This window comes from Streptomyces sp. WZ-12 (assembly GCF_028898845.1).
Taxonomy (GTDB): Bacteria; Actinomycetota; Actinomycetes; order Streptomycetales; family Streptomycetaceae; genus Streptomyces.
In genome coordinates, this window is sequence record NZ_CP118574.1 from 3,665,379 (window position 1) to 3,689,718 (window position 24,340).

23 protein-coding genes are annotated in these 24,340 nt (G+C 71.5%); 11 read left to right on the forward strand and 12 right to left on the reverse strand.

The features are described 5' to 3' along the window. Nucleotides 1-37: 37 nt before the first annotated feature. Nucleotides 38-1,624 carry an FAD-dependent monooxygenase gene (locus tag PV796_RS15405; RefSeq protein ID WP_274913717.1) on the forward strand — a complete coding sequence of 529 codons (1,587 nt, stop codon included), beginning with the start codon at nucleotides 38-40 and terminating at the stop codon, nucleotides 1,622-1,624. A 229-nt stretch (nucleotides 1,625-1,853) separates the two neighbouring features. On the opposite strand, the gene PV796_RS15410 is transcribed toward PV796_RS15405, so the two are convergent. Beyond that, the gene (locus PV796_RS15410) at nucleotides 1,854-2,960 is read right to left on the reverse strand and encodes a radical SAM protein (RefSeq protein WP_274913719.1); all 1,107 of its coding nucleotides are present in this window, start codon (nucleotides 2,958-2,960) and stop codon (nucleotides 1,854-1,856) included. 55 nt (nucleotides 2,961-3,015) lie between these two features. Further along, nucleotides 3,016-3,552, reverse strand: a complete 537-nt coding sequence (locus PV796_RS15415; RefSeq protein ID WP_274913720.1) for a class IV adenylate cyclase — start codon at nucleotides 3,550-3,552, stop codon at nucleotides 3,016-3,018. 1,149 nt (nucleotides 3,553-4,701) lie between these two features. On the opposite strand from PV796_RS15415, the gene PV796_RS15425 reads away from it, so the two are divergent. Together PV796_RS15425 and PV796_RS15430 are read left to right on the forward strand one after the other, a co-directional pair. Then, complete coding sequence (locus PV796_RS15425; RefSeq protein ID WP_274913721.1) at nucleotides 4,702-5,424, forward strand: GntR family transcriptional regulator; 723 nt, start codon at nucleotides 4,702-4,704, stop codon at nucleotides 5,422-5,424. Nucleotides 5,425-5,454: 30 nt separating this feature from the next. Continuing rightward, on the forward strand, nucleotides 5,455-5,925 hold the full coding sequence (locus PV796_RS15430; RefSeq protein WP_274913722.1) for an NUDIX domain-containing protein: 471 nt from the start codon (nucleotides 5,455-5,457) through the stop codon (nucleotides 5,923-5,925). Nucleotides 5,926-6,047: 122 nt separating this feature from the next. On the opposite strand, the gene PV796_RS15435 is transcribed toward PV796_RS15430, so the two are convergent. Together PV796_RS15435 and PV796_RS15440 are read right to left on the reverse strand one after the other, a co-directional pair. After that, on the reverse strand, nucleotides 6,048-7,445 hold the full coding sequence (locus PV796_RS15435) for a GntT/GntP/DsdX family permease (protein WP_274913724.1): 1,398 nt from the start codon (nucleotides 7,443-7,445) through the stop codon (nucleotides 6,048-6,050). A gap of 244 nt (nucleotides 7,446-7,689) precedes the next feature. Then, nucleotides 7,690-8,205: a gluconokinase gene (locus PV796_RS15440; protein WP_274913725.1), complete on the reverse strand. Its 516-nt coding sequence runs from the start codon at nucleotides 8,203-8,205 to the stop codon at nucleotides 7,690-7,692. 189 nt (nucleotides 8,206-8,394) lie between these two features. Between PV796_RS15440 and PV796_RS15445 the strand changes: the two genes are divergently transcribed. Continuing rightward, nucleotides 8,395-9,105: a FadR/GntR family transcriptional regulator gene (locus PV796_RS15445; RefSeq protein ID WP_274913726.1), complete on the forward strand. Its 711-nt coding sequence runs from the start codon at nucleotides 8,395-8,397 to the stop codon at nucleotides 9,103-9,105. A gap of 42 nt (nucleotides 9,106-9,147) precedes the next feature. On the opposite strand, the gene PV796_RS15450 is transcribed toward PV796_RS15445, so the two are convergent. Both PV796_RS15450 and PV796_RS15455 read right to left on the reverse strand, forming a co-directional pair. Beyond that, the gene (locus tag PV796_RS15450; protein WP_274913728.1) at nucleotides 9,148-9,360 is read right to left on the reverse strand and encodes a hypothetical protein; all 213 of its coding nucleotides are present in this window, start codon (nucleotides 9,358-9,360) and stop codon (nucleotides 9,148-9,150) included. Between the two features lie 55 nt (nucleotides 9,361-9,415). Further along, a complete protein-coding gene (locus PV796_RS15455; RefSeq protein ID WP_274913729.1) occupies nucleotides 9,416-10,996 on the reverse strand; it encodes an acyl-CoA mutase large subunit family protein in 1,581 nt (526 codons plus the stop codon). Between the two features lie 100 nt (nucleotides 10,997-11,096). Here PV796_RS15455 and PV796_RS15460 point away from each other — a divergent pair, with 100 nt between their 5' ends. Next, nucleotides 11,097-11,480 carry a peptidoglycan-binding domain-containing protein gene (locus PV796_RS15460; RefSeq protein WP_274913731.1) on the forward strand — a complete coding sequence of 128 codons (384 nt, stop codon included), beginning with the start codon at nucleotides 11,097-11,099 and terminating at the stop codon, nucleotides 11,478-11,480. A gap of 211 nt (nucleotides 11,481-11,691) precedes the next feature. On the opposite strand, the gene PV796_RS15465 is transcribed toward PV796_RS15460, so the two are convergent. The 3 genes from PV796_RS15465 to PV796_RS15475 form a co-directional block, all read right to left on the reverse strand. Next, a complete protein-coding gene (locus PV796_RS15465) occupies nucleotides 11,692-12,765 on the reverse strand; it encodes a hypothetical protein (protein WP_274913732.1) in 1,074 nt (357 codons plus the stop codon). Further along, on the reverse strand, nucleotides 12,765-13,499 hold the full coding sequence (locus PV796_RS15470; protein ID WP_274913733.1) for an RNA polymerase sigma factor: 735 nt from the start codon (nucleotides 13,497-13,499) through the stop codon (nucleotides 12,765-12,767). The genes PV796_RS15465 and PV796_RS15470 overlap by 1 nt, the downstream gene beginning before the upstream one ends. Before the next feature lie 499 nt (nucleotides 13,500-13,998). After that, entirely contained in the window at nucleotides 13,999-15,708 is a 1,710-nt protein-coding gene (locus PV796_RS15475; RefSeq protein ID WP_274913734.1) for a beta-N-acetylhexosaminidase, read from the reverse strand. Nucleotides 15,709-16,114: 406 nt separating this feature from the next. Here PV796_RS15475 and PV796_RS15480 point away from each other — a divergent pair, with 406 nt between their 5' ends. The 6 genes from PV796_RS15480 (at nucleotide 16,115) to PV796_RS15505 (ending at nucleotide 21,798) form a co-directional block, all read left to right on the forward strand. Then, nucleotides 16,115-16,615, forward strand: a complete 501-nt coding sequence (locus PV796_RS15480; protein ID WP_342456962.1) for a 2-oxo-4-hydroxy-4-carboxy-5-ureidoimidazoline decarboxylase — start codon at nucleotides 16,115-16,117, stop codon at nucleotides 16,613-16,615. A gap of 180 nt (nucleotides 16,616-16,795) precedes the next feature. After that, nucleotides 16,796-17,176, forward strand: coding sequence for a succinate dehydrogenase, cytochrome b556 subunit (sdhC, locus tag PV796_RS15485; RefSeq protein WP_016574684.1), 381 nt, complete (start codon nucleotides 16,796-16,798; stop codon nucleotides 17,174-17,176). Between the two features lie 8 nt (nucleotides 17,177-17,184). Continuing rightward, a complete protein-coding gene (locus PV796_RS15490) occupies nucleotides 17,185-17,664 on the forward strand; it encodes a succinate dehydrogenase hydrophobic membrane anchor subunit (protein WP_274913738.1) in 480 nt (159 codons plus the stop codon). A 31-nt stretch (nucleotides 17,665-17,695) separates the two neighbouring features. Beyond that, nucleotides 17,696-19,450 carry a succinate dehydrogenase flavoprotein subunit gene (sdhA, locus tag PV796_RS15495; protein WP_274913739.1) on the forward strand — a complete coding sequence of 585 codons (1,755 nt, stop codon included), beginning with the start codon at nucleotides 17,696-17,698 and terminating at the stop codon, nucleotides 19,448-19,450. Continuing rightward, on the forward strand, nucleotides 19,450-20,223 hold the full coding sequence (locus tag PV796_RS15500; protein ID WP_274913740.1) for a succinate dehydrogenase iron-sulfur subunit: 774 nt from the start codon (nucleotides 19,450-19,452) through the stop codon (nucleotides 20,221-20,223). Before sdhA ends, PV796_RS15500 begins: the two co-directional genes overlap by 1 nt. A gap of 753 nt (nucleotides 20,224-20,976) precedes the next feature. Continuing rightward, a complete protein-coding gene (locus tag PV796_RS15505; RefSeq protein ID WP_274913741.1) occupies nucleotides 20,977-21,798 on the forward strand; it encodes an alpha/beta fold hydrolase in 822 nt (273 codons plus the stop codon). 46 nt (nucleotides 21,799-21,844) lie between these two features. Here the strand turns inward: PV796_RS15505 and PV796_RS15510 are convergent, their stop codons facing one another. The 3 genes from PV796_RS15510 to PV796_RS15520 form a co-directional block, all read right to left on the reverse strand. Next, nucleotides 21,845-22,354, reverse strand: coding sequence for an FBP domain-containing protein (locus PV796_RS15510; RefSeq protein ID WP_274913742.1), 510 nt, complete (start codon nucleotides 22,352-22,354; stop codon nucleotides 21,845-21,847). A gap of 65 nt (nucleotides 22,355-22,419) precedes the next feature. Then, nucleotides 22,420-23,844: a hypothetical protein gene (locus PV796_RS15515; protein ID WP_274913743.1), complete on the reverse strand. Its 1,425-nt coding sequence runs from the start codon at nucleotides 23,842-23,844 to the stop codon at nucleotides 22,420-22,422. A 64-nt stretch (nucleotides 23,845-23,908) separates the two neighbouring features. Beyond that, nucleotides 23,909-24,220, reverse strand: coding sequence for a hypothetical protein (locus PV796_RS15520; protein WP_274913744.1), 312 nt, complete (start codon nucleotides 24,218-24,220; stop codon nucleotides 23,909-23,911). Between the last annotated feature and the right edge of the window lie 120 nt (nucleotides 24,221-24,340).

Here is a 24,340-nt window from a genome sequence, read left to right on the forward strand (position 1 = left end):
TTGACAATTTAACACCGTTAAGCGCACCCTCGAAAGCATGGCACTTAACAACGTTAAGGACACCGTCGCCACGACCGCTGCCCAGGACGCCCCCGGGGCCACCACCGACCTCGTTGACGTCCTGATCGCCGGTGCGGGCCCGACCGGCCTCGCGCTCGGCATCGACCTCGCCCGCCGGGGCGTGACCACCCTGATCGTCGAGCGGCAGCCCACCCTCTCCCGCGGCGCCCGCGGCACCGGCGTCCAGCCGCGCACCCAAGAGGTCTACGACGACCTGGGGTTGCTCCCCGCCGCGCACGCCGCCGGCGGCATCTACCCGCCCATGGCGCTGTGGCAGGACGGCCGGATCGTCCGCACCCACCAGATGGTCGAGCGGGTCGCCCCGACCCCGTCCACGCCGTACTCCAACGCCCTGATGCTCCCCCAGTGGCGCAACGTCGAACTGCTCCACGCCCGCCTCCGCGAGCTCGACGCCACCGTCCAACTGGCCACCACACTGGTCGACTTCACCCAGGACCCCGACGGCATCACCGCCCACCTGACCGGCCCCGAGACCGGCCCCCGCACCGTCCGCGCCCGCTACCTCGTCGCCTGCGACGGCGGCGCCAGCACCGTCCGCAAGCAACTCGGCACGCGGATGACCGGCCCCGAACTCGCCCCCGGCCACGCCATCCTGGCCGACGTCCGCCTCGACGGCCTGGACCGCGACCACTGGCACCGCTGGATGCTGTCGAGCGGCGGCTTCCTCGCCCTGCTCCCGCTGGTCGGCACCGACAGCTTCCAGATGCTCGCCGCCGCGGCCAACGCCGAGCCGGACACCTCCCCCGAGGCCGTGCGCGCCCTGATCGCCGCGCACACCCACCTCACCGTGGACCAGGTCCGCGAGGTGCAGTGGACCTCCGTCTACCGCCCCAAGGCGGGCATGGCCGACCACTTCCGCCGGGGCCGGGTCTTCCTCGCCGGCGACGCCGCGCACATCCACTCCCCGGCCGGCGGCCAGGGCCTCAACACCAGCGTCCAGGACGCCTACAACCTCGGGTGGAAGCTGGGCCAGGTGCTCCGGCACGGTGCCCCCGACACCCTCCTCGACACCTACGAGACCGAGCGCCGCCCGATCGCCGCCCGCATCCTCGCCACCAGCACCCGGCTGCACCGCTCGGGCAGCCTCCGCCGCGGCCGCGACCTCCACCAACTCGACATCGGCTACCCGGACAGCCCGCTCAGCCGCGAACTCCGCACCGACCTCCCCGAAGGCGCCCGCACCGCCGGCGACCGCGCCCCGGACGCCCCCTGCACCACCCCCGACGGCACCCCCCGCCGCCTCTTCGACGTCCTCCGCGGCCCCCACTTCACCGTGCTCGCCCTCGACGCCCCGGACCTGGACCCCGCCGCCCTCACCAAGGCCGCCGGCTCAACCCCCCTCCACATCGTCCGCGTAGGCGGCCCCACCCCCGACCTCCTCGACCCCGAAGGCCACCTCCACACCACCTACGGCCCCACCCCCACCGTCCACCTCATCCGCCCCGACGGCTACATCGCGGTATCAACCCCACCGGAAACGGCAACGGAGGCGATCACCAAGGCCCTCGAAACCCACTTCAGCGGCACCAGCGCCCTCACCTGACCGGCCACCCCGACGGCCGACCACCGCCGTAGGCCCAACCCTTCGCGGTTGAGGGCTGCTTGAGGCACGAGAGGCCGGCCCGACAAACACCGAGCGAGCCCTCTTGCCTCGCCCCCATGCGGCTCAGCGCCACCCTCTCGTGCGGCACCGCCGGCTGCCATAGCCACACCTGGGAGCCCAATCGGCTCGGCCGGCAAGGGCTCCCAGACGGTCGGCGGATTCCTGCCCGTCATCGGGGCACGGGGGCCGACCGGTGAAGGGCCGCGAGCCGGGCCGTCTCCTCCTCGCGGAAGTCCCGGACCTCGGCACAACGCTGGCTCATCACGAATTCGCCCAAGGTCAGGCAGAGGTCCATGCGTTGGAGGCAGACGCCGACCATGAAGGGGCCGTTCTGGGCGCGGTACATGCGTACGCCGTAGTACCCCTCCTGGCAGTCCCGGTCGTTGTTGAACCGGCATCCGGCGCAGGTCTCCGGCAGTCGGACGGGCCGGATGCTCTTGGCGTAGAGCGTGCGGCCGTCGGGGAGCCGGTAGCGGGTGCGCTGGTCGGAGGCGCCGGCGGTGACGATGCGGCGGACCGGTACCGCTCCGAGGTGGTCGACGACCTCCTGCATGGCGGCGATTGAGGCCCCGTCCTCCAGGTTGACCAGCATCCGCACGGTGACGGCTTGTCCGTGGTCCTCGATGACGCGGAGCACCCGTGCCACGTGGTCATGGTTCGGGATCACGATGTTCGCCGAGACCTTCACCCCGTGGCGGGTGGCGGCCTCGATGGTGGCGGTCAGGGCGTCCAGTTTCCGCGCCGCCAGTTTCGGCGAGGCCAGGCGCGGGGCCTGAACGGCGGCAAGTTCCTCGGGAGTCGTGCCGAAGACGGACAGGTTGATGCGGTCGAGCCCGGCCGCGGCGCATTCGGGCAGCACGGTGGCCCCGTTCTCGCCGTTGCTGGTGAGCCCGACCGTCAGGCCGAGTCGACGGGCGATACGGATGAGTTCGGGGAGTTCGGGGTGGAGGGTGGGTTCCCCGCCGGTGAAGTGGACTTCGGCGGTCGGGAGGCTGCCGCGCACCGCCGCCAGGGCCAGGGCGAAGTCGGCGTCCGCCTTGATCCGCTCGGGGAGGAAGTTGGCGCCGTTGGTGGTGAGGTAGATCGAGACCCGTCCGGAGCGACCGGGGGTCCCGGTGAACTGCCCTGCCCCGCGGCCGAGGTTGTCCGTCGTAACGGGGGTGCCTTCGTTGTGGCAGAAGGTGCAGGCGAGCCCACACGCATCGATGATCTTGACGCGCAGGGTCCGGTCCGGAACTACCGTGACCGGTAAGTCGTTTGGGTCGGTCTTGGTCATGGTTGCCTCCTGGCCGGCGGGGACGGGTGTCCCCGCCGGCGGGTGATGGAGCAAGCTAGGTGAAGCGGAGTTCGTCGATCGAGTCGAGGTCGATCCCGTAGCGGGCGAACACCTTGGTCGTGTTCTCGCTGGTCAACTCGTCCCGCGTGAGGGACAGGCGATCAGCGGTGGCCCACACCTGTTCTTCGGTGTCCCCCTCGATCTCCAGATAGGGCGGGATGCGCGGCCAGGTGTCGATCTCCAGCCGCACGCCGTCCAGCAGCCAGGACGAGCGCCGGTTCTCCTGATAGCCGCGGTGGGTGAGCCCCATGAGGCCGAGCAGGGCGTGCGTGTCCTCGAACGAGCCGACGGTTGTCTCGGTCTCCCGGGTGCCGTCGATCTCGTCCGAGCTGATCGTCTTCACGCACAGGGTCACCGCGCCGCCGGAGTCCCTCAGGCGCACCCAACGGCCCGGCACCGCGGGAACGGTGTCATAGACGTACCGACGCATGAGGCGCTCGCCCTGGAAACTCCCGCCGGCCTCCTTGATCCGCTCGGCCATGACATCAGGGGCGATCCCCAACGCCTTCGCCTCGTACTCAACAGCGTGCACGGCTCTCCTTTTCTGTGCAGATGTTGCGTGTCAGAACACCGACATGCCGATATCACTGCCATGTGGTGCGGTCGCGGGTGTCTCCCTGCGCTGCCTGCCTGCGAATCCGACCACGCTCGTCCCGCACCGCGTACGCCCATGCCATGCGGCTCACCGAGCAACCACGGCGGGTCCGCGTCAGTCACGCCCCGCGATCATCTTGCGGCGAAGAACCGCCATAGCAGCAACAGCACTTGCGATCGCAGAATCCGGTGGTCTAGAGGCGGGATGGGTCCGCCCTTCCCTTGACCAAGGGGAGAGCGGACCGGTTCCCTCACCGCGCGGGCGCACCCTGCGCGGCATCCTTCGAGGGAGCGCCCAGGACGCTCCCCGCAGGACGGACCGGTGTCGTGTGCCGAGCCCGTCAGCTCGACCGGGGCACGCACTGCCCCTGCTCAGGACTTGCCCGGTCGGGGGAGTCGTGCGCGGACGGGACGTCTTTCCCTCCGTCACTCGCATCACCCGCCGCAGGACCACCGCTCACCTCACCCGCTTCACATTCGCTTTCAAACAGGAACAGGCGAGCGCCCCGACTCTCGGAAACCCTAAGGACGTTGGCCAGGTGAGCTTTCAGCTCAACGGCAAGCAAATGGATCTCTCCGGGCGTCCATGCCCGCCGGGAGAGAATCCCGCCAGCTTCCTCCATGAGCTCGGCGGCAGAGTCCATCTGCTCTGCCTCCGCCCTGTCGCCAGACGCGAGACATACCCGGTCCCGTCACCACCGAGGAGGTAGCACGGCTTTCCGTCCGGACTAGTCCACGGCAACAGCCGCGCACCACCCATGGCGTTCACCCCGCGGCCACCCCCACCCCGCACACGGGCAACGGCGCCCGCCGCAACGGGATCAGGGGCCTCTCAACAGTGTTGGTCACGTCGTCAACTCCTTGCCAATTGATGGCCATGCCCCGGGCCGGTGGCTCGGTCGCGGGGGCCCGCGTAGAGCCCGTTGCGCCTCCGGGCATCGCCCCGGTCACGGCTGTGCCCTCGTTCACTGCCCCGGCCGAGTGAACTAGTTCAGTATCCGAGTGGCCGAAGCACTTCCGCTACGGATACCGGTGCCCTAGTGTGCTGAGTCGAATCGGTTCTCAACTCGCGTGAGGAGCAAGGGAGATGGCCGGTCCGAAAACATTCACGAAGATCGCAGATCACTTCCGGGAGCGGATCCTGTCGGGCGATCTCGAACCGGGGGCGAAGCTGCCCACGAACCGGGAGATCTCGGGGCAGTGGCAGGTGGCCGCCGCCACGGTGTCCCGTGCCCTCCAAGCGCTCCAGGTAGAGGGGTACATCCGGACCACCCCACGGGGTACCTACGTCGCCGACGACCCGGTGTGGACCCTGTCGGGACGGGACCGGCTCGCCAGAGTGCAGCGCGTGAAATCGATCCTCGCGGACGGCGAGACGAGCCGGGTCACGGCCGCGGAACTGATCGCCCCTCCCCTCTACATCGCCGAAATCTTCGATCTGGACACGGGAGATCAGGTGGTGCGCCGGGAGTGGCTGGCGGGGCGGGGCAAGACCCGGACGGTGTTCGCGGTGACGTGGTACCCGGCGCCATTCGCCGCCCTCGTACCCGACCTGCTGAACACCGCGCCCGGGCGCAACCATGGCCTGTCTGCAAAGGTGTTGGAGGCCACCGGCCGCACCATCACGCACGCCAGGGACGACCTGCACGCCCGCCCCGCGGACGCGCGCGAGGCAAGCGCGTTGGGTCTCGCCGTGGGCTCCCCGATCCTGGCGGGCGCACACCGCTGGTCGGACGCCGACGGCATCATCGAGTACGGGGAATGGTGCCTACCGCCCCGCTTCACGATCGGGTACGAGTACCAGCCCTGAGAGCCGTCGGAACGGAAGGCGGCCGCAGACATGCCCCGAACCGAGTTCTACGACGATCCCAACGCACCCGAACCGAACAGCATGGTCGTCGCCGCGTCAGCCGTCGTCACCGACAGCTCGGGACGCATACTGCTCCAACGCCGGACCGACAACGCCCTATGGGCGCTTCCCGGTGGCGGGATGGAGCTGGCGGATTCCCTCCCGGGCGCGGCCGTTCGCGAAGTCAAGGAGGAGACCGGGCTGGACGTGGAAATCACCGGGCTCGTCGGCACGTACACGGACCCGCGGCACGTCATCGCGTACAGCGACGGGGAGGTGCGGCGGCAGTTCAACGTGTGCTTCACGGCGCGTATCACCGGCGGTTCGCTCGCGCTCTCCGACGAGTCGACCGAGCTGCGCTTCGTAGCTCCCGGCGAGATCGACGCCCTCCCCATGCACCACACCCAGCGGCTACGCATCCAGCACTTCCTGGAACGCCGCCCGGCTCCGTACCTGGGGTAGCGCACACCCCGGCACCCCACCCCAGCACCAACGAGCCCCCACCGACCGCCCGTTGGGGCAGTCGGCAGGGGCTTGTTGGTGTCCTTGCGCCGGGGTTGCGTCCGCGGCGGCTGTCGCGTCCGCTAGACGACCAGCGAGAGCAGCAGCACCCCCACGATCCCCACCACCGAGATCAGCGTCTCCATCACCGACCAGGTCTTCAGGGTCTGGCCGACGTCCATGCCGAAGTACTCCTTGACCATCCAGAAGCCGGCGTCGTTGACGTGGCTGAAGAAGAGGGAGCCGGCGCCGATGGCGAGGACGAGGAGGGCGGCGTGCGTGGTGCTCATCTCGGCGGCGAGCGGGGCGACCAGGCCAGCGGCCGAGATGGTGGCGACCGTGGCGGAGCCGGTGGCCAGGCGGATGATGACCGCGATCAGCCAGGCCAGCAGCAGCGTGGAGATGTTCCAGTGCTTGGAGACGTCCAGGATCATCTGGCCGACGCCGGAGTCCACCAGCGTCTGCTTGAAGCCGCCGCCGGCGCCGACGATCAGCAGCACGCCGGCGATCGGGCCGAGCGAGGACTCGACGGTGGAGGCGATCCGGCCGCGGGTGAAGCCGGCCGCCCGGCCGAGCGTGAACATCCCGACGACCACGGCGGTCAGCAGCGCGATCAGCGGCGAGCCGACGACGTCGAAGACCCGCTGGAGGGAGTCCTTCGGGTCGTCGACGACGACGTCCACCAGGGCCTTGGCGAGCATCATCACGACCGGGAGGAGGACGGTGGCGACGGTGATGCCGAAGCCGGGACGCTTCTCCAGGTCGTCGGAGGTGCGCTGCGGGATCATCTTCTCCGGCGGGGCGATGTCGACCCACCGGGCCGCGTAACGGGAGAAGAGCGGGCCGGCGATGATCGCCGTGGGGATGGCGATGACGACGCCGAGCGCCAGCGTGACGCCGAGGTTGGCCTTGACCGCGTCGATCGCGGCGAGCGGGCCGGGGTGCGGGGGAATCAGCCCGTGCATCACGGAGAGGCCGGCCAGCGCCGGGATGCCGATCCGCATCAGGGAGAAGTTGCCGCGCTTGGCGACCAGCAGCACCACCGGGATCAGCAGCACGATGCCGACCTCGAAGAAGATCGGCAGCCCGACGATCCCGGCGATCAGCACCATCGCCCAGGGCATCGCCCGTCGCCCGGCCTTCGCCAGGATCGTGTCGACGATCTGGTCCGCGCCGCCGGAGTCGGCGAGCAGCTTGCCGAGGACGGCGCCGAGCGCGATCAGCACGCCGGTGCCGGCGACCGTCGTCCCCAGCCCGGTGGAGAAGCTGGCGATGGCCTTGTCGAGCGGCGCACCCGCGACCGCGCCGAGCACCAGCGAACCGATGATCAGCGACAGGAAGGCGTGCAGCTTGAACTTGGTGATCAGCAGGACGATGACGGCGATACCCGCCAGGACGGCGATGCCGAGCTGGGCGTGACCGGCCGAGGTGATGGGCGCGGTCGCGTCCGCTGCGAGCATCTCCACGCTGAGATGTGGCACGGCGATTCCCTTGGTTGGAAGGAGGGGAAGGACGGTTCCCTGGTTGGCAGTTCCCTTGGTCGGCGGTTCCCCTGGCTGGGGGGGAGAGGGGAAGGGCGGGAAGGGGGAGAGGGGGCGGCCGGGCCCCGGAGGGGGGTGGGGGCCCGGCCGCGGGGAGTTGGTCTCAGGTCCTCGCTCGGGGTCCCAACAGCGCCCCCTCGGGGGCGTGTTGAGGCCCCCGGTCGAGGGGGCGAGGGCCGCTGGGCTACGCGGCCGGCGCGGGGTGACGCAGGGCGGCGACCGCGCGGGCGGCGATCTCCTCCGGGGTGCCGGAGACGTCGACGGCCACGCCCGCCTCGTCCGGTCCGAGCGGTTCGAGCGTGGCGAACTGCGAGTCCAGCAGGGCGGTGGGCATGAAGTGCCCCTTGCGTTCGGTCATCCGCGCCTCGATCAGCGCGCGGTCGCCGGCGAGGTGGAGGAAGACCACGCCCGGGGCGGCGGCCCGCAGCCGGTCGCGGTAGGAGCGCTTGAGCGCCGAGCAACTGACCACTCCGCCGCGGCCGGCCCGCCCGTGCGCCCAGGCGCCGATGGCGTCGAGCCAGGGGCCGCGGTCGGCGTCGTCCAGCGGGGTGCCGGCCGACATCTTGGCGATGTTGGCCGGCGGGTGGAAGTCGTCGCCCTCGGCGTACGGAACCTCCAGGGCGTCGGCCACCAACGGACCGATCGTCGTCTTGCCGGTCCCGGCCACACCCATCACGACGATGACGTCGGCGCTGCCCATCCCGAATACCTCGATACCTCGTATGCAGGACTTACATGCCAAACCGCCGTTACCGGCGTTTTCGGTATGACGCTGTCCTCTTCGACCTCGTGCGCCCCCACTGAAACCCATTAGGTACGACGTATTCAAGCCCCTGTGACGCAAACGTCATACTTAATTGGCCGAGAAGCGAGATCGTAGGCTTGCCCCATGGAAGAGACCGGGAACGGGGAGAAGGGGCTGCACGCCCGCGTGCTGGAGTCCCTGGGGCCCGCGATCACCGCGGGCGACCACCCTCCGGGCACCGTTCTGCGCACCGACGAGCTCGCCGAACGGTTCGACGTCTCGCGCACGGTGATCCGCGAGGCCGTCCGGGTCCTGGAGTCGATGCGCCTGGTCGTCTCGCGGCGCCGGGTGGGCGTGACCGTCCGCCCGACCGAGGAGTGGAACGTCTACGACCCGCGGGTGATCGGCTGGCGACTGGCCGGCCGGGACCGCCCCCGGCAGCTCCGCTCGCTGACCGTGCTGCGCTCGGCCGTCGAACCGGTGGCGGCCGGCCTCGCCGCCGCGCACGCCACCCCCGCCCAGTGCGCCGAACTCACCGAGCACGCCATGGGGATGGTGGCCACCTCACGCGGCCAGCAGCTCGACGCCTACCTCGTCCACGACATGGCCTTCCACCGGGTGGTGCTGAGCGCCTCCGGCAACGAGATGTTCGCCCGGCTCGCCGACGTGGTCGCCGCCGTCCTGACCGGCCGCACCCACCACCATGTGATGTTCACCGACCCCGACCCGGCCGCGGTCACCCTGCACGTGCAGGTCGCCGAGGCGATCCGCACCGGGGACGCGGCCCGCGCGGAGGCCCTCACCCGGGAGATCACCACCGGCGCGATGGCCGAACTGGACGTGCTGGCACCGTAGTTCGGCGCCGGTACCACCGCGCCCCGAGCCGGCCGCACGGCGTCAGAACAGCGGCTGCTGCCCCGCCATCGGCGGCTCCTCCGGATCGAAGAGCATCGAAGCGGGAGCCATCATCGGCGCGGTCCGCCGCGACCCCGGGCAGGAGATCAGCTCGATCCCGGTCCGCCGCCCCGGGGGGTCGTGGCGGGCGTAGCGGCCGCCGACCACGGCGATCTCTCGGGTGCAGATGGGACAGTGGCGTCGGGGTGCGGACATGCCACCAGTCTGGCGGACGCCTCCGGTGCCCCGCACCCGGCACCCGTAACGGACCTCAGAACGCGTCCGTCGGCACATACGTCCCCCAGACCTCCCGCAGCGCATCGCACACCTCGCCCAGCGTCGCCCGGGCCCGCAGCGCCTCGCGCATCGGGTAGAGCACGTTGTCCGTGCCCTCGGCGGCCTTCCGCAGCGCGCCGAGCGCGGCGGCCACCGCGGTGCGGTTGCGGCGCTCGCGCAGCCGCGCCAGCCGCCCGGCCTGCTGCGCCTCGATGGCGGGGTCCACCCGCAGCGGCTCGTAGGGCTCCTCCTCGTCGGTCCGGAAGCGGTTGACGCCGACCACCACCCGCTCGCCGGCGTCCGTCTCGCGGGCGATCCGGTAGGCGTTGCGCTCGATCTCGTCCTTCTGGAAGCCGCGTTCGATGGCGGCGACCGCCCCGCCGAACTCCTCGACCCGCGCCATCAACGCCAGCACCGCCTCCTCCATCGCGTCGGTCAGCGCCTCGACGGCGTACGAGCCCGCGAACGGGTCGACGGTGGCGGTGATGTCGGTCTCGTGCGCGAGCACCTGTTGGGTCCGCAGCGCGAGCCGGGCCGCCTTCTCGGTCGGCAGCGCGATCGCCTCGTCGAAGGAGTTGGTGTGCAGCGACTGGGTGCCGCCGAGCACCGCGGCCAACCCCTGGACGGTGACCCGGGCGAGGTTCACCTCCGGCTGCTGGGCGGTCAGTTGGACCCCCGCGGTCTGGGTGTGGAACCGCAGCATCTGCGACTTGGGGTCGCGCGCCCCGAACTCCTCCCGCATCACCCGCGCCCAGATCCGCCGCGCGGCCCGGAACTTGGCGACCTCCTCCAGCAGCGTGGTGCGGGCGACGAAGAAGAACGACAGCCGGGGCGCGAAGTCGTCGACGTCCATCCCGGCGGCGAGCGCGGTGCGGACGTAGGCGATGCCGTTGGCCAGGGTGAAGGCGATCTCCTGGGCGGGCGAGGCGCCGGCCTCCGCCATGTGGTAGCCGGAGATCGAGATGGTGTTCCAACGGGGGATCTCGGCCCGGCAGTAGCGGAAGATGTCCGCGGTCAGCCGCAGCGAGGGCTGCGGCGGATAGATGTACGTCCCCCGCGCGATGTACTCCTTCAACACGTCGTTCTGCACCGTCCCGTTGAGCTGATGCCCCCTCATCCCCTGTTCCTCGCCCACGAGTTGGTACATCAACAGCAGCACCGCCGCCGGCGCGTTGATGGTCATCGAGGTCGAGACCGTGCCCAGCGGGATGCCGCCGAACAGCACCTCCATGTCCTCGACGGAGTCGATCGCCACCCCGACCTTGCCGACCTCGCCCGCCGCGATCGGGGTGTCGGAGTCGTGGCCCATCTGCGTCGGGAGGTCGAAGGCGACCGACAGCCCGGTCGTCCCGTGCTCGATCAACTGCCGGTAGCGCGCGTTGGACTCCCGGGCCGTCCCGAACCCGGCGTACTGCCGCATCGTCCAGGGCCGCCCCGTATACATCGACGGGTAGACCCCGCGGGTGTACGGGTACTCCCCCGGCCCGCCCAGCGCGGCGTCCGGGTCCCAACCCGCCAGCGCCGCCGGCCCGTACACCGGCTCGATGGGCAGCCCGCTCTCGCTGTACCGCGCCATGTCCCCTACGCCTCCAAACGGATGAACAGTACGGGTTCGCACCATATGGACAGCATGCCCGGAGGTTCGCCCCTGCGCACCGCTGGGAAGGGGGTGCGTCATGCGGCGAAGCGGGAGACGAGGACCGGCGGTACTGCTGGCGCTGGCGGCACTGACCCTGGCGACGGCCTGTCACCCGGTGCGGGCCACGCCGCTCCTGGCGCCCGGCGCGCACGGCCCCGCCGTCCGCGACCTCCAGGCCCGCCTGGCCCAATTGCGCCTGCTCGACCACGCCCCCACGGGCCGCTACGCCACCGAAACGGCCACCGCACTCCGCGCGTTCCAACAACAGGCCGGCCTACCCCCAACCGGTACCTACACCACCACGGACCGCACGGCCCTCAACTCCCGTACCCGCAAGCCAGAACACGACGAGCTCCACTACCAGGGAACGTTCAGGAATCGGACAGCCAAGCCGCCGCGAGGCCCAGGGAACCCGCCCTGACCGAAGCGGAAATGGGGCAGCCCCCACACACGCCCACCACATCCGCGAAAGCGGCGCCGGTTCAGGCGCGAGAAACGGCGCGGGCAGGGCCGGGGGAACGTGCCCCGCCCGCGCCGGGTGCGCCATGCCGCAGGTACGGGGGGAACCCCGGCTCTGGCGCCGCCGATGACCAGTCGGCTCATTTCTTACTGCGTCACCACGTCAAAAAACGTCACACCTGACCGGTGGGAAGGGTTCCGCTAGGCGCCTGGGTGGCGGAGGAGGGGGCCGAGGACGGGGTCGGCGCGGGGGTGGTGGTGCCGGGTTCGGGGCTTACGGAGGGGGACGCGGCGGGGGGAGAGTCGCCCTCCTCGTCGCCGTCGCCGCCGCCACCGTGGTGGCCACCGCCGCCGTTGCCGCCGTTCTCGCCCTGGCCGTCGCCGCCCTTGGCGCCGCCCGCGCCATCGTTGTCACCCGAGCCGCCGCCGGGAGCGCCGAGTTGGGAGAGGTACTGCCGGCAGAAGGCGTGCACCCGGTCCGGGCCGCCGGCCTTGGCTTCGAGGCGCCGCAGCGCGTCGCGGTCCAGGTCGCCCCGCTTGCCGGATTCGTAGTTCTTGCAGACGGCGAGCAGCAGCTTCTTCTTGCCACCGCCGCCGTCGTCCGGCAGCGGTGCGACGTCTTCGCCGGGGCTACTGGCGCTGGGCGACGGGGCGTCCGGCGTCCGGCCGGTGCCGTGACTGTCGCCGGGACTGGGGGTGGCGCCGGGTGTGGGGGTCCGTCCGCCGGGCGAGGTGCCCGGGGTCGGGTTGGTGTCGCCGGTGGTGGTGGCCGGCTCCTGGGTCTCGAAGGTGCTGGGCGTCTCGGCCGCCGAGACGCTGGCGCCGGGCTCGGGTTCGCTGCCGTGGAACGGGGTGGGCAGCACGCCGGTGCCGGCGGCGACCGCGATACCGCTGATCGCGCAGACCGCGAGGGCGACGGCGAAGCCGTGTCTGAACGGGCGGGCGAGGCCGATGCGTTCGGTGAGGCGATTGCCGCGGGCGGCGCGCACGGTGGGCAGCGTCGCGCCGCCGACGGGGTCGCGCGGGTGGGCGCCGGGGCCGTGGCCCGCCCGGCGGAAGGCGGCCAGCGCGGCCTCCTCGCCGGGCAGTGCGGCGCTCCCGGGCCGTCCGGAGCCGGCCGCCGCGGCGGCCTTCAGCAGTTGTTCGAGTTCGCGTGCGCCGTCGCCGACCTGGGAACCGACCGGCTCGCCGCGCAGCAGTCGCTCCGCGGCGTCCTTGTCGAGCCAGCTGTACCGGTCGTCGGCCATCACATGTCCTTCTGCGTTCGCGCGGCCGTTTCCGTCACACCTGGAACGTACGAATCCGGCGCACCGTCACGGTGTCTTCGGTCCTGTACGGGCAGCTCGCCCACCGTCCCGCTCCCCCCGCCCGAACCGGCGGACGCCCCCTGGGGCTCCCCGTCGCCGTCGTCCCCGCCGTCCTCCCCGAGCAGTTCGGCCAGCTTCTTCAGTCCGCGGTGGGCGGCGGTGCGCACCGCGCCCGGCCGCTTGCCGAGCACCTGCGCCGCGCTCTTGGCGTCCAGCCCGACCACCACCCGCAGCGTCACGGCCTCGGCCTGGTCCTGCGGCAGCCGGCCTATGAGTCGGAAGGTGCGGCCGGTGCCCAGCGCCTCCAGCGCCTCGCCGGCGGTGTCGGACGCGGCCGGAGTATCGGCGAGTTCGCTCTCGTCGCCGCCGACGGCCGGGCGTCGGCCGCGCATCCGTATGTGGTCCAGTGCCCGGTTACGGGCGATCCGCGCGGTCCAGCCCCGGAAGCGGTCCGCGTCGCCCTCGAAGCGGGCCAGGTCCCGGGTGATCTGGAGCCACGCCTCGGACGCCACGTCCTCGGCGTCGCCCTCGCCCACCAGGGTCCGGACGTAGCCGAGAAGCCGGGGGTGTATCGCGCGGTAGACGAGCCGGAACCCGGTCTCGTCACCGTCCTGCGCCGCCTGCACGGCAACCGTCAGCCGTCCGTCGTCCGGCTGAATGTCGTCCCCTCGCACGGGTCCATCCTGTCGCACGCTGAATGCCCGCCGCCCGGTCCTTGCCGCTATGCGTTTGCTGTGAGTCGGTCGCCCGGTCCGCCGGGGCCGTCGCGCGCCCGGTCGGTCCGGCCGCGGCCGCCCCCCGTCGGGCCGTTCCTGCTGACCGTAACGGGTCAGACCCCGTGTCCGGCACCCGGGCCACTTCTTGCGGCGGACGCCACACCGCCGCGGCACGCGCCGGTCGCCCCCAACTCCCGGGAAACGAACCGCTCTTCACCCCCCGGACCGGCGGTACCCACGCGCCCACCGGCGCGTTCGGGCACGTTACGGGCCCCTCCCGCCCCGCGTCCAGACCACTGGCCGTGCCCCGGCCCGTACCGCGTGTGACGCTTTTCGGCCCGATGGCGCTGTATCGATTAGGGGCCCGTCGCGGGCCCCGCACGAGCGACGGCCGGGGCCTCTCCTGTGGGGGGTGGCGGCCCCGGCCGTCTTCGTCAGTCCCTCTCCGCCCGGCCGTTCAGAGCCGGTTCGCCAGCGCCTTGAAGTCCGGCCAGGACTGCGCGGGGGTCCGCGGGTCCCAGGTCTTCTGCGCCAGCGCAGCGAGCGGCAGCTTGATCCCGGCCGCGATCTGCTGCGCGGTCTGCGCCTGCGCGTGGTCGCACCAGATCGCGAACCGTCCGCCGGGGATCCGGTCGGCCCCGGTCTGGGACTCCGGTACGGAGACCGGCGAGGTGTGCCGCAGTACGCGCGGGGTCCAGCTCTTGTAGATCCGCTCGCCGGTCGGGTAGGTGAAGCCGTTGGGCTCGCCGAGCACGTAATAGAGGAACTCGTCGTTGAGGTTGAGCACCGTGCGGCCCTCGCGGAGGTAGCTCTCCGGTTCGCGGGCGCCGATCTCCTTGCCGGTCCAGTAGGCGACCGTGCGGTTCTTGTCGGCGGCCACCTTGCCGCCCGCGAAGAAGCCGTCGTTCCACGCCTCGATCCGGTTCTTGCCGGCGGCCTCGACGGTCTTCTGCCGGTCGTTCAGCCAGCCGGTGGCCAGGTCCTTGATGGTGGCGCCGGAGCCGTACTTGTCCCGGGCGGCCTTGGCGAGCTGCGGGTAGGACGCCTCGGGGTTCGAGGCCATCAGCGCCTGGTACTCGTCGCCGCCCAGGTGCCAGTAGGGGCCGGTGAAGAGCTGCCCGAACTCCTTCAGCAACGAGTCGATGAGCTCGCCGGCCTGGGGCTTGGAGATGTCGATGGCGCCGCGGAGCACCTTGCCGGAGGCGTTGCGCAGTTGGAGGTCGGGGTAGTGGTCGAGCACGGCGCCGAGGTGGCCGGGCGAGTCGATCTCCGGGATGAGCGCGACGTGCAGGCTCTGCCCGACCTTGATCAGGTGGCGGACCTGATCCTTGGTCAGGTGGTCGGCGGAGACGATCTGGGGGTGGCCCTCGCTCTGGATGCGGAAGCCCTGGTCGTCGGAGAAGTGCAGCTGGAGCTGGTTGAGCTTGAGGTCGGCGAGCTGCCGGATGCGGGCCTCGATCCAGTCCGCGGTGAACGGCTTGCGGGCGTTGTCGAGCATCATGCCGCGCTGCGGCCGGTCCGGGCGGTCCTCGATGGTGCCCTCGGGGAGGCCGCCGGCGGTGCGGACGGCCTGCTTGACGGTGCGGGTGCCGTTGAAGACGCCGGTGTCGGTGGGGGCGGTGAGGGTGAGCCGGGCGTCCCGGGCGGTGAGGGTGTAGGACTCGTCGGCGGCGCTGCCGACCGGGGCGTTGTTGGCGCGCGCGCCGCGGGCCCCTCCGCTGAGCTTCACCTCGATGTCACCGGGGCGGACGTCCTGTTTGCCCCACACCACGGCCAGCCCGCCGAGATCCTTGGCCATGAGTTGCGCCTCATCGGCGACGGTGCTCTTCTCCCCGGCCGGTACCACGATCCGGGCGCCCTTGGTCGGTCGCCAGCCGTTTCCGTCGGCCGGACGGAACTCCCGTACGGCCGGGACGATGTGCGGCGGGCCGGTCACCTTGGCCCAGCTCGGGATGGGCGCGGCGGGGCTGGAGGAGCTGGGGGCGGCGCCCGGGGTCTGGGAGTTGGCCCCTTGGGAACAGCCGCCGAGCACCAGCGCGCCGGCCAGCACCGGGGCGGTCAACAGCATGCGGCGGGCCCCCGGTCCGACGGCCGGCCGGGCCGGGAGCGGGGGCTGTGGGGAGGCCGAGGGCCACGGGGAACGCGGCGGCCGCATCGGGTTCGACATCGTGCAATCCTCACTTTTCGGGGCGAAGGCATTGCCTGGTGCGCGGAGCGAGGCGTCTACCGGGCACGCGAAAGCTCTCTCATCCGGGTGAAAATCGCGCATCCGTCGGACAGTGTTCGGCGGGCGTCGTTAGCGTGGCCTCGCCGTCGCTCACTCCCTTCCGGGGCGCGTGGACCGCCGGACGATCGCCGGGTGCCACCTCATGTGACGTATTCACCACACCCGCCTTCAGCTCCGTACGTATCAGACTTTTCATCCGTTTCGCCCCACCCACCACTGAGTTTCCGCCAGTCACCTCTCCCCCTCCCCTCCCTCCGAGGAGCCCCCGCTGTCCGGTGACACTCCGGCCGCCCGTCCACTGACCCGGCCGCCCGCGCCCGCGCCGCGGCGCGACATACCTTGGCAGATCCACCCCACCCCGCCCGCGGCCACCGGCCTCGCCCGCTTCAACGCCCTCCCCCACTCCCGCGCCGTGGCAACCCTGTTGACCTGCTGCGGCTGCCTCCGCTGGGCCGAGCGGATCGCCGCCCACCGCCCCTACCCCGACGCCGAGTCACTGCTCGCCGCCGCCGACGAGGCCGGCTACGACCTCACCGCGACCGAGCAGATCCGGGCACTGACCCAGGAGCCGCCCGCCCCGCTCCCACCGGCCCGCCCCGGCCCCGGCGCGCTCGCCGCACACACCGCGCTGCGCGCCGCGCACGCCGCCTACGAGCGCCGCTTCCGGTACGCCTTCGTCATCTGCCTCGACGGCCACCGCGACGACGAGATGTTGGACCAGACCCTGCACGCCATCCGCACCCGGCTCGCCCACGAACCGGACGAGGAGCGACCGGTCGCCGCGGACGCCCTACGGCGGCTGGCACGCGCCAGACTGGCCCAACTTGCGGCGTTTTGCCGGCAATAGCCCCATTTCTTCTTGTGTGATAGCCCGTTGGTGCCTGTTTGATCACACCTAAGGCCCCCCGCGCGAGGAACCGACAGGGCGTCGATACGATGACGAGCGGCCGGTGGACCGTACCCGGCTGGGCCCGACCGACCAACGAAGCCGGCGCGGCCCTAGTCCCCGCTCCCGGAGGGTTCTTCCGTGCCGGCTGGAACGCTGTACCGCGGCCGGGAAGGCATGTGGTCCTGGGTGGCTCACCGAGTCACCGGCGTCCTCATCTTCTTCTTCCTGTTCGTACACGTCCTCGACACCGCTCTCGTCCGCGTCTCTCCTGACGCGTACGACAACGTCGTTGCGACCTACAAGACGCCGATCGTCAACGTGATGGAGTACGGCCTGGTGGCCGCCATCCTCTTCCACGCGCTCAACGGCCTGCGGGTCATCGCGGTGGACTTCTGGTCCAAGGGCCCGAAGTACCAGAAGCAGATGCTGTGGACCGTTGTCGGTGTCTGGGTCGTGCTGATGGCCGGTGCCTTCTACCCCGTGCTCCAGCACACGCTGCGCACGCTGTTCGGGAGCTGAGGCGAGAGATGTCTGCTGAATCCACCACCGCGGGTGCCACCGCCGCGGAGAACGTCGCGCTCTTCGACGCGGACAACCCGGCCCCGGTCATCGAGGCGCCCCGCAAGCGCACCGCGAAGTCGCCCAAGGCGACCCGCACCAACTTCGAGCTGTACGGCTGGCTGTTCATGCGGCTGTCCGGCATCGTCCTGGTCGTCCTGGTCCTGGGCCACCTGCTGATCCAGCTCGTGCTCGACGGTGGCGTCTCCAAGATCGGCTTCGCCTTCGTGGCCGGCCGTTGGGCCTCGCCGTTCTGGCAGGTCTGGGACCTGCTGATGCTGTGGCTGGCCATGTTGCACGGGGCCAACGGCCTGCGCACCGTCATCAACGACTACGCGCAGCGGGACAACACCCGCTTCTGGCTGAAGATGCTGCTCTACACCGCCACGGTGTTCACCGTCCTTCTGGGCACGCTGGTGATCTTCACCTTCGACCCGAACATCCGCTAGGCCCCGGGCTGAGGGACTGAGGTAACGACCCATGCAGATCCACAAGTACGACACCGTCATCGTCGGCGCCGGCGGCGCCGGCATGCGCGCCGCCATCGAGGCGACGAAGCGCAGCCGCACCGCCGTGCTGACCAAGCTCTACCCGACCCGCTCCCACACCGGTGCCGCCCAGGGCGGCATGGCCGCGGCCCTCGCCAACGTCGAGGAGGACAACTGGGAGTGGCACACCTTCGACACCGTCAAGGGCGGTGACTACCTGGTCGACCAGGACGCCGCCGAGATCCTGGCGAAGGAGGCCATCGACTCCGTCCTCGACCTGGAGAAGATGGGCCTGCCGTTCAACCGCACGCCCGAGGGCCGGATCGACCAGCGCCGGTTCGGCGGTCACTCCCGCAACCACGGCGAGGCCCCGGTCCGCCGGTCCTGCTACGCCGCGGACCGCACCGGCCACATGATCCTCCAGACGCTGTACCAGAACTGCGTCAAGGAGGGCGTGGAGTTCTTCAACGAGTTCTACGTCCTGGACCAGTTGATCACCGAGGTCGACGGCGTCAAGAAGTCCGCCGGTGTGGTCGCCTACGAGCTGGCCACCGGCGAGATCCACGTCTTCCAGGCGAAGTCGGTCATCTACGCGTCCGGCGGCACCGGCAAGTTCTTCAAGGTGACGTCGAACGCCCACACCCTGACCGGTGACGGCCAGGCCGCGGTCTACCGCCGCGGACTGCCGCTGGAGGACATGGAGTTCTTCCAGTTCCACCCGACCGGCATCTGGCGGATGGGCATCCTGCTGACGGAGGGCGCCCGTGGTGAGGGCGGCATCCTCCGCAACAAGGACGGCGAGCGCTTCATGGAGAAGTACGCGCCGGTCATGAAGGACCTCGCCTCCCGCGACGTCGTCTCCCGCTCGATCTACACCGAGATCCGCGAGGGTCGCGGCTGCGGCCCCGAGGGCGACCACGTCTACCTGGACCTGACCCACCTGCCGCCGGAGCAGCTTGACGCCAAGCTGCCGGACATCACCGAGTTCGCGCGGACCTACCTCGGCATCGAGCCCTACACGGACCCGATCCCGATCCAGCCGACCGCGCACTACGCGATGGGCGGCATCCCGACCAACGTCGAGGGCGAGGTGCTGTCCGACAACACCACCGTCGTGCCGGGCCTGTACGCCGCCGGCGAGGTCGCCTGCGTCTCGGTGCACGGCGCCAACCGCCTGGGCACCAACTCGCTGCTGGACATCAACGTCTTCGGCCGCCGGGCCGGCATCGCCGCGGCCCAGTACGCGGCCACCGCCGACTTCGTCGAGCTGCCCGAGGACCCGGCATCGCTGGTCGTCGAGCAGGTCGAGCGGCTGCGGGACGCCACCGGCAGCGAGCGGGTCACCGAGATCCGCAACGAGCTGCAGGAGACCATGGACGCCAACGTCATGGTCTTCCGCACCGAGCAGACCATCAAGACCGCGGTCGAGAAGATCGGCGAGCTGCGCGAGCGCTACCGCAACGTCTCCATCCAGGACAAGGGCAAGCGCTTCAACACCGACCTGCTGGAGGCCATCGAGCTGGGCAACCTGCTCGACCTGGCCGAGGTCATGGCGGTCTCCGCCCTCGCCCGCAAGGAGTCCCGCGGCGGTCACTACCGCGAGGACTACCCCAACCGCGACGACGTCAACTTCATGCGGCACACCATGGCGTACCGCGAGGTGGGCGCCGACGGTTCCGACTCGATCCGGCTCGACTACAAGCCGGTCGTGCAGACCCGCTACCAGCCGATGGAGCGTAAGTACTGATGAGCACCCCCACTCTCGACAAGCACTCCGCGGCGCTGGACGCGGCCGAGAACACCGCCTCGCACCTGATCACGGTCACCTTCCGGATCCGTCGGTTCAACCCGGAGGTCTCCGAGGAGGCCCGCTGGGAGGACTTCCAGCTTGAGATCGATCCCAAGGAGCGCGTCCTGGACGCCCTCCACAAGATCAAGTGGGATCTGGACGGTTCGCTGACCTTCCGCCGCTCCTGCGCCCACGGCATCTGCGGCTCCGACGCGATGCGGATCAACGGCCGCAACCGCCTGGCGTGCAAGACGCTGATCAAGGACATCAACCCGGAGAAGCCGATCACCGTCGAGGCCATCAAGGGCCTGACGGTGCTGAAGGACCTTGTCGTCGACATGGAGCCCTTCTTCCAGGCGTACCGGGACGTGATGCCGTTCCTGATCACGACGGGCAACGAGCCGACCCGCGAGCGGCTGCAGTCCGCCGAGGACCGCGAGCGGTTCGACGACACCACCAAGTGCATCCTGTGCGCGGCGTGCACCACCTCGTGCCCCGTGTTCTGGAACGACGGCCAGTACTTCGGCCCGGCGGCGATCGTCAACGCCCACCGCTTCATCTTCGACTCGCGCGACGAGGGCGGCGAGCAGCGGCTGGAGGTCCTCAACGACAAGGACGGCGTGTGGCGTTGCCGCACGACCTTCAACTGCACGGACGCCTGCCCGCGCGGCATCGAGGTCACCAAGGCCATCCAGGAAGTGAAGCGCGCGCTGATCACGCGGCGGTTCTGATCGCCTGAACCACCTTGGCCTGACGGCCTTGTGAGGCCCCAACTCCCGTCCACGACGGGGGTTGGGGCCTCCCACGTTGTTGGCTCTCCCGCCGCGCGGGTTGCGGTTCCGCTGCGCGGGGCGGGTTGAGTTGTCCGCTGCGCGGGGCTGTCGGGGTGCGGTGACGGGCCTCCGGGGCGGGCATGCCAGACTGCTTCGCTTTACGTCTGGCACACCCACCCCTCCGGCCCGTCCCCTCCCGTTGGGGGTGGGTGAAAACGGTGGGTGCCGCGTCTGCCCGGTGGGTCAACTCGGGCCGCTGGGTTGAGTGGTGACCGTCAGGGGACGAGTACGCGTGAGCCTGGGTGGTGACCGTTAAGAGGACAGGTGGCCCAAGCAACCGGGCGATGACCGTCAGCGGACCACAGTGGCCAGCCCCCAACTGGAGAATTCCACCCACCCAACGGGAGGGGACGGGCCGGAGGGGGCGGTGTGCCAGACGTAAAGCGAAGCAGTCTGGCACACCGCCCCCGGAGGCCCGTCACCGCAACCCGACAGCCCCGCGCAGCGGACCAGACAACTCGACCCGCCCCGCGCAAGCGGACCGGCGGCGGACCGGCCCGCCGCAGGCGCCACGGTGGGACAGCCGACAACGTGGGCAGCAAGCCAAGCGCAGCGGACCGCAACCCGCGCGGAGGGAGAGCCAACAACGTGGGAAGACAACCAACCGTCGGCTTGACCCTCACACCGATGTGAGGCGGCACCCTGGTGGGCATGACGCAGATTCCCGCCGCGCGGACCACGCCCGCTTCCCTTTCACCGCTCTCCACCACCGTCGCCGGTCCGGCCGGTGGGCCCGGTGTGTTGCTGGCGCACGGCGCCACCGGCAGTGTCCGGGACAACTACGGCACGCTGATCCCGGCCCTGACCGCCACCGGGCACCGGGTGGTGGCGCCCGACTATCCCGGGTCCGGTCAAACCCCCCGTGCCAAGGGCCCGTTGGAGTTGGACGCGCTGGCCGATGCGGTGGTCGCCGAGGCCGTCGCGGCCGGCCAGGAGACCTTCACCGCGATCGGCTTCTCGATGGGGACCGCGGTGGCCGTACGGGCCGCGGCCCGGCACCCGGAGCGGGTGCGCGGGCTGGTCCTGACCGCCGGGCTGGCCAGGGCGAACGCCCGGGCGCGGATCTGGGTGGACCTGTGGCTGCGGCTGCTGGAGCGCGACGACTACCAGGGCTTCGCCCAGGCGCGGACGCTCGCCGCGCTGTCGCCGGCGGCCCTGGACGCGCTGGCGCCGGCCGAGTTGGCGGCCTACCTGGACCCGGACCCGACGCTGCCGCAGGCCGGTTCGGCCGAGCAGGCGGCCCTGGTCAAGGCCCTGGACACCACCGCCGACCTGCCGGGCCTCGCGGTCCCGACGCTGGTCGTCGCCACCACGCTCGACCCCCTGATCGACCCGTCCCACTCCCGCTACCTGGCGGACCACATCCCGGGCGCGGAGTACGTCGAGATCGCCACCGGGCATCTGCCGATGGTCGAACGGAACGCGGAGTGGCTGGCGTTGATCGGGGACTTCCTGGCCGCCCGGGGGCTCTGAGGGGCGGTCCGGGCGGCGGGGCCGGGTGGCCCGGCGCCCCGCCGGCTCAGGCCCCTTCGCCCTCCAGGACCTTGGTCAGGAAGGCGTCGAGGTTGCGCACGGTGCGGGCGATCCGGTCCTCCAGCGGGAGGTCCTCCTTGTGGCGGCCGGCGAGTTGGGACTGCTTGCGGCCGCGGACGTAGAGGGAGCAGGCGAGGTCGGCGCAGAGGTAGGTGCCGACGGTGTTGCCCTGTCGTCCGGCGGGGCCGGCGCGGCGGGCGGCGAGCAGGCTGACGCCGGAGCCCGGGTGTCCGGTCAGGCAGACCGAGCACACCGTCGTCTTGGTGAAGCTGCGCCGCACGCCCTGCGGCGCCCGCAGGGTGACACCGAGCAGGCCGTCGTCCCGCGGGGCGACGAGGTAGCTCCGGTCCGGCGCCTGCGGGTCCCGCCACCCCAGGAAGTCGAGGTCCTGCCACGGGAGTTCGGCCAGTCCCGCGGGGAGGTTGAGCCGGCTCGCCTCGCCCTTGGAGCAGTTCACGAAGGACCCGCGTATCTGTTTCTCACCAACCGGATGCATGGTCCGGACGCTAACAGCGGGGTGCGGGGCGCGTCGTCCGGTTTTCGCCGCGCCCCGCCGGGCGCCTACTCGATCACGGGCGGCGGGAGCTCCCGCGGCGGGGTCCAGGTGGCCTCGTCCTCGTCGAGGTACCGGCGCCGGCGCTCCTCGGGGCGCCCCCGGCCTCCCTTGTCGGGGTGCTCTCCCGGGCCGTGCTGGCCCCTGCCGTGGGCGGCCGCCGGGTCACCGGTGGCCCGGGCGCCGCCGCGGCTGCGGTGCAGGCCGGCGCCGCCCTGCCGGCTGCCGCCGGTCGGGCCGTCCGGCCGGGCGCCCGGGGCGCCGGGGAGGCGGGGCACGCCCGGTGTCAGCGGTGCGGCGGCGCGGGCGGCGACCGCGTCGGGGTTGCCGGCGGGGCCGCTCGCGCTGTGGTGGGCGTCGCCCGTGCCGCGCGCCGGGCCGCCGGCGGGCCGCGCGCCGCCGGTCGCCAGGCCGATGACGCCCGGCATGAACGCGGGCGCCGGGACGCCGCCGCTGGTGGGGGCGGGCGCGACCGGGCCGGTCGGCGGCCCGGCGATGAGGGCGTGGCCGCCGGCGTGCGGTGCGGCGAGGGCGGTGCCGTGGGCGCTCTCCAGCCCGATGGCCACCGGACCGTCGGCCCGGGGGCTGCCGAACCCGGCCGGGACCGCGCCGCCGTGGGAACGGTGCGCGGTGGGCGCGTGCTGCTCGGGGTGGCCGACCGCCGCGGCGTTCACCGGCGGCGGGGCCGGGTGGTCGGAGGGCGCGACCGGCCAGTCCCCGTCGAGGCCGTGGCCGGTGCCGTCCCGGAGCCGGGTGCCCTGCGCGTCGTAGTGGGCGGCCAGTTCGTCCATGACGACGGCGGCCTCCAACTGGCGCTGCTTGCCCGGCGGGAGGGTGGCGCGGTTGAGCTCCAGCGCCATGCGGGTGTCCAGCTTGGGGTTGGCGAGGTCGCGCGCGAGCTGGCCGCCGTCGGCCGGGGGCGGCTCCGCGGTGTGGGCGGCCGCGGCGAGTTGCAGTCGGACGACGGCCTGTTGGGCCTCGCGGAGGTTGTGGGCGACGCCGACCTCCGGGCCGGCGGTGCGCGAACCGATCAGCGTGGACTCGACGTTGCGGGCGTGCTGGTAGCTGCGGTCGATCTTGGCCAGCACCTTGGCGGCCTCCCGGCGGAACGCCTGGGCCGCCGAGCCCTCCCAGTGCGCCGAGGCGTGCGCGACGGCGTCCTGGAACGCCTTGCGGAGGCCGCCGTGGCCGTCTTCGCCGCCCAACTGGTCGGCGGCGGACCGCCAGTGCCGGCCGGAGGTCTCGATCGCCCCCGGGTTGGCGTGCTCGATCATCGCCCGCATCTCGGGCAGTTCGCGCCGCGGGAAGTCGGCGGGCGACCGCGGGGTCATCCGGTGTCCCTGGAGCGACTTCAGCCGCTCCGCCCGCTCCTGCTCGTTCCGCCGGCGCTCCATGTCCCTGGCGCCGTCGTGCTGTTGTCCGGCCTCCGCCATGCCGCGGTCCCCCTTCCTCGTCCTCGCCGTCGCATGCGTCCGCCCGTGGGCGGTGCGGTGTCGGTCAGTCGTGCCGTGGGTGTCGGGCCGCGTGTTCCTGGTCCTCGTAGGCGCCGCGGCTGGCCTCGGTCTTCTCGCCGAAGGTGTGGAGGAGGTCCTGGAGCGCACCGAGCACGTCCGCCATGTACGCCTGCATGCCGTCGTGCGCCCCGGCCAGCTTGCCGGCCTCGTCGAATCCGGTCCCGAACGCGGACGTCGGGAGCGTCGTGCCGTATTTGACCGCCTGGCCCGGTTCGTCCATGTCCCGCTGCAGATGACGCAGCTGTCGGACGACGACGTCCAGTTCTTCCAGGTCGACCCTGAACTGCTCGGCCATATACCGCTTCTCCCCGTTCCCCCGCGGGCCTTCACCACCAAGTTATCAAGCCCGCGGCGCTCCCCGTACGCCCGTTCTCCTGTATACCCGCGCGGGAGCCGGCCGTAGCGCGATCCGGGC

Excerpts from the sequence above, each read along its gene's own strand:
- PV796_RS15405 (WP_274913717.1), top strand. The coding sequence starts at position 38 with ATGGCACTTAACAACGTTAAGGACACCGTCGCCACGACCGCTGCCCAG.
- PV796_RS15410 (WP_274913719.1), bottom strand. The coding sequence starts at position 2,960 with ATGACCAAGACCGACCCAAACGACTTACCGGTCACGGTAGTTCCGGAC.
- PV796_RS15425 (WP_274913721.1), top strand. The coding sequence starts at position 4,702 with ATGGCCGGTCCGAAAACATTCACGAAGATCGCAGATCACTTCCGGGAG.
- PV796_RS15430 (WP_274913722.1), top strand. The coding sequence starts at position 5,455 with ATGCCCCGAACCGAGTTCTACGACGATCCCAACGCACCCGAACCGAAC.
- PV796_RS15440 (WP_274913725.1), bottom strand. The coding sequence starts at position 8,205 with ATGGGCAGCGCCGACGTCATCGTCGTGATGGGTGTGGCCGGGACCGGC.
- PV796_RS15445 (WP_274913726.1), top strand. The coding sequence starts at position 8,395 with ATGGAAGAGACCGGGAACGGGGAGAAGGGGCTGCACGCCCGCGTGCTG.
- PV796_RS15450 (WP_274913728.1), bottom strand. The coding sequence starts at position 9,360 with ATGTCCGCACCCCGACGCCACTGTCCCATCTGCACCCGAGAGATCGCC.
- PV796_RS15455 (WP_274913729.1), bottom strand. The coding sequence starts at position 10,996 with ATGGCGCGGTACAGCGAGAGCGGGCTGCCCATCGAGCCGGTGTACGGG.
- PV796_RS15460 (WP_274913731.1), top strand. The coding sequence starts at position 11,097 with ATGCGGCGAAGCGGGAGACGAGGACCGGCGGTACTGCTGGCGCTGGCG.
- PV796_RS15465 (WP_274913732.1), bottom strand. The coding sequence starts at position 12,765 with ATGGCCGACGACCGGTACAGCTGGCTCGACAAGGACGCCGCGGAGCGA.
- PV796_RS15475 (WP_274913734.1), bottom strand. The coding sequence starts at position 15,708 with ATGTCGAACCCGATGCGGCCGCCGCGTTCCCCGTGGCCCTCGGCCTCC.
- PV796_RS15490 (WP_274913738.1), top strand. The coding sequence starts at position 17,185 with ATGTCTGCTGAATCCACCACCGCGGGTGCCACCGCCGCGGAGAACGTC.
- sdhA (WP_274913739.1), top strand. The coding sequence starts at position 17,696 with ATGCAGATCCACAAGTACGACACCGTCATCGTCGGCGCCGGCGGCGCC.
- PV796_RS15500 (WP_274913740.1), top strand. The coding sequence starts at position 19,450 with ATGAGCACCCCCACTCTCGACAAGCACTCCGCGGCGCTGGACGCGGCC.
- PV796_RS15505 (WP_274913741.1), top strand. The coding sequence starts at position 20,977 with ATGACGCAGATTCCCGCCGCGCGGACCACGCCCGCTTCCCTTTCACCG.
- PV796_RS15510 (WP_274913742.1), bottom strand. The coding sequence starts at position 22,354 with ATGCATCCGGTTGGTGAGAAACAGATACGCGGGTCCTTCGTGAACTGC.
- PV796_RS15515 (WP_274913743.1), bottom strand. The coding sequence starts at position 23,844 with ATGGCGGAGGCCGGACAACAGCACGACGGCGCCAGGGACATGGAGCGC.
- PV796_RS15520 (WP_274913744.1), bottom strand. The coding sequence starts at position 24,220 with ATGGCCGAGCAGTTCAGGGTCGACCTGGAAGAACTGGACGTCGTCGTC.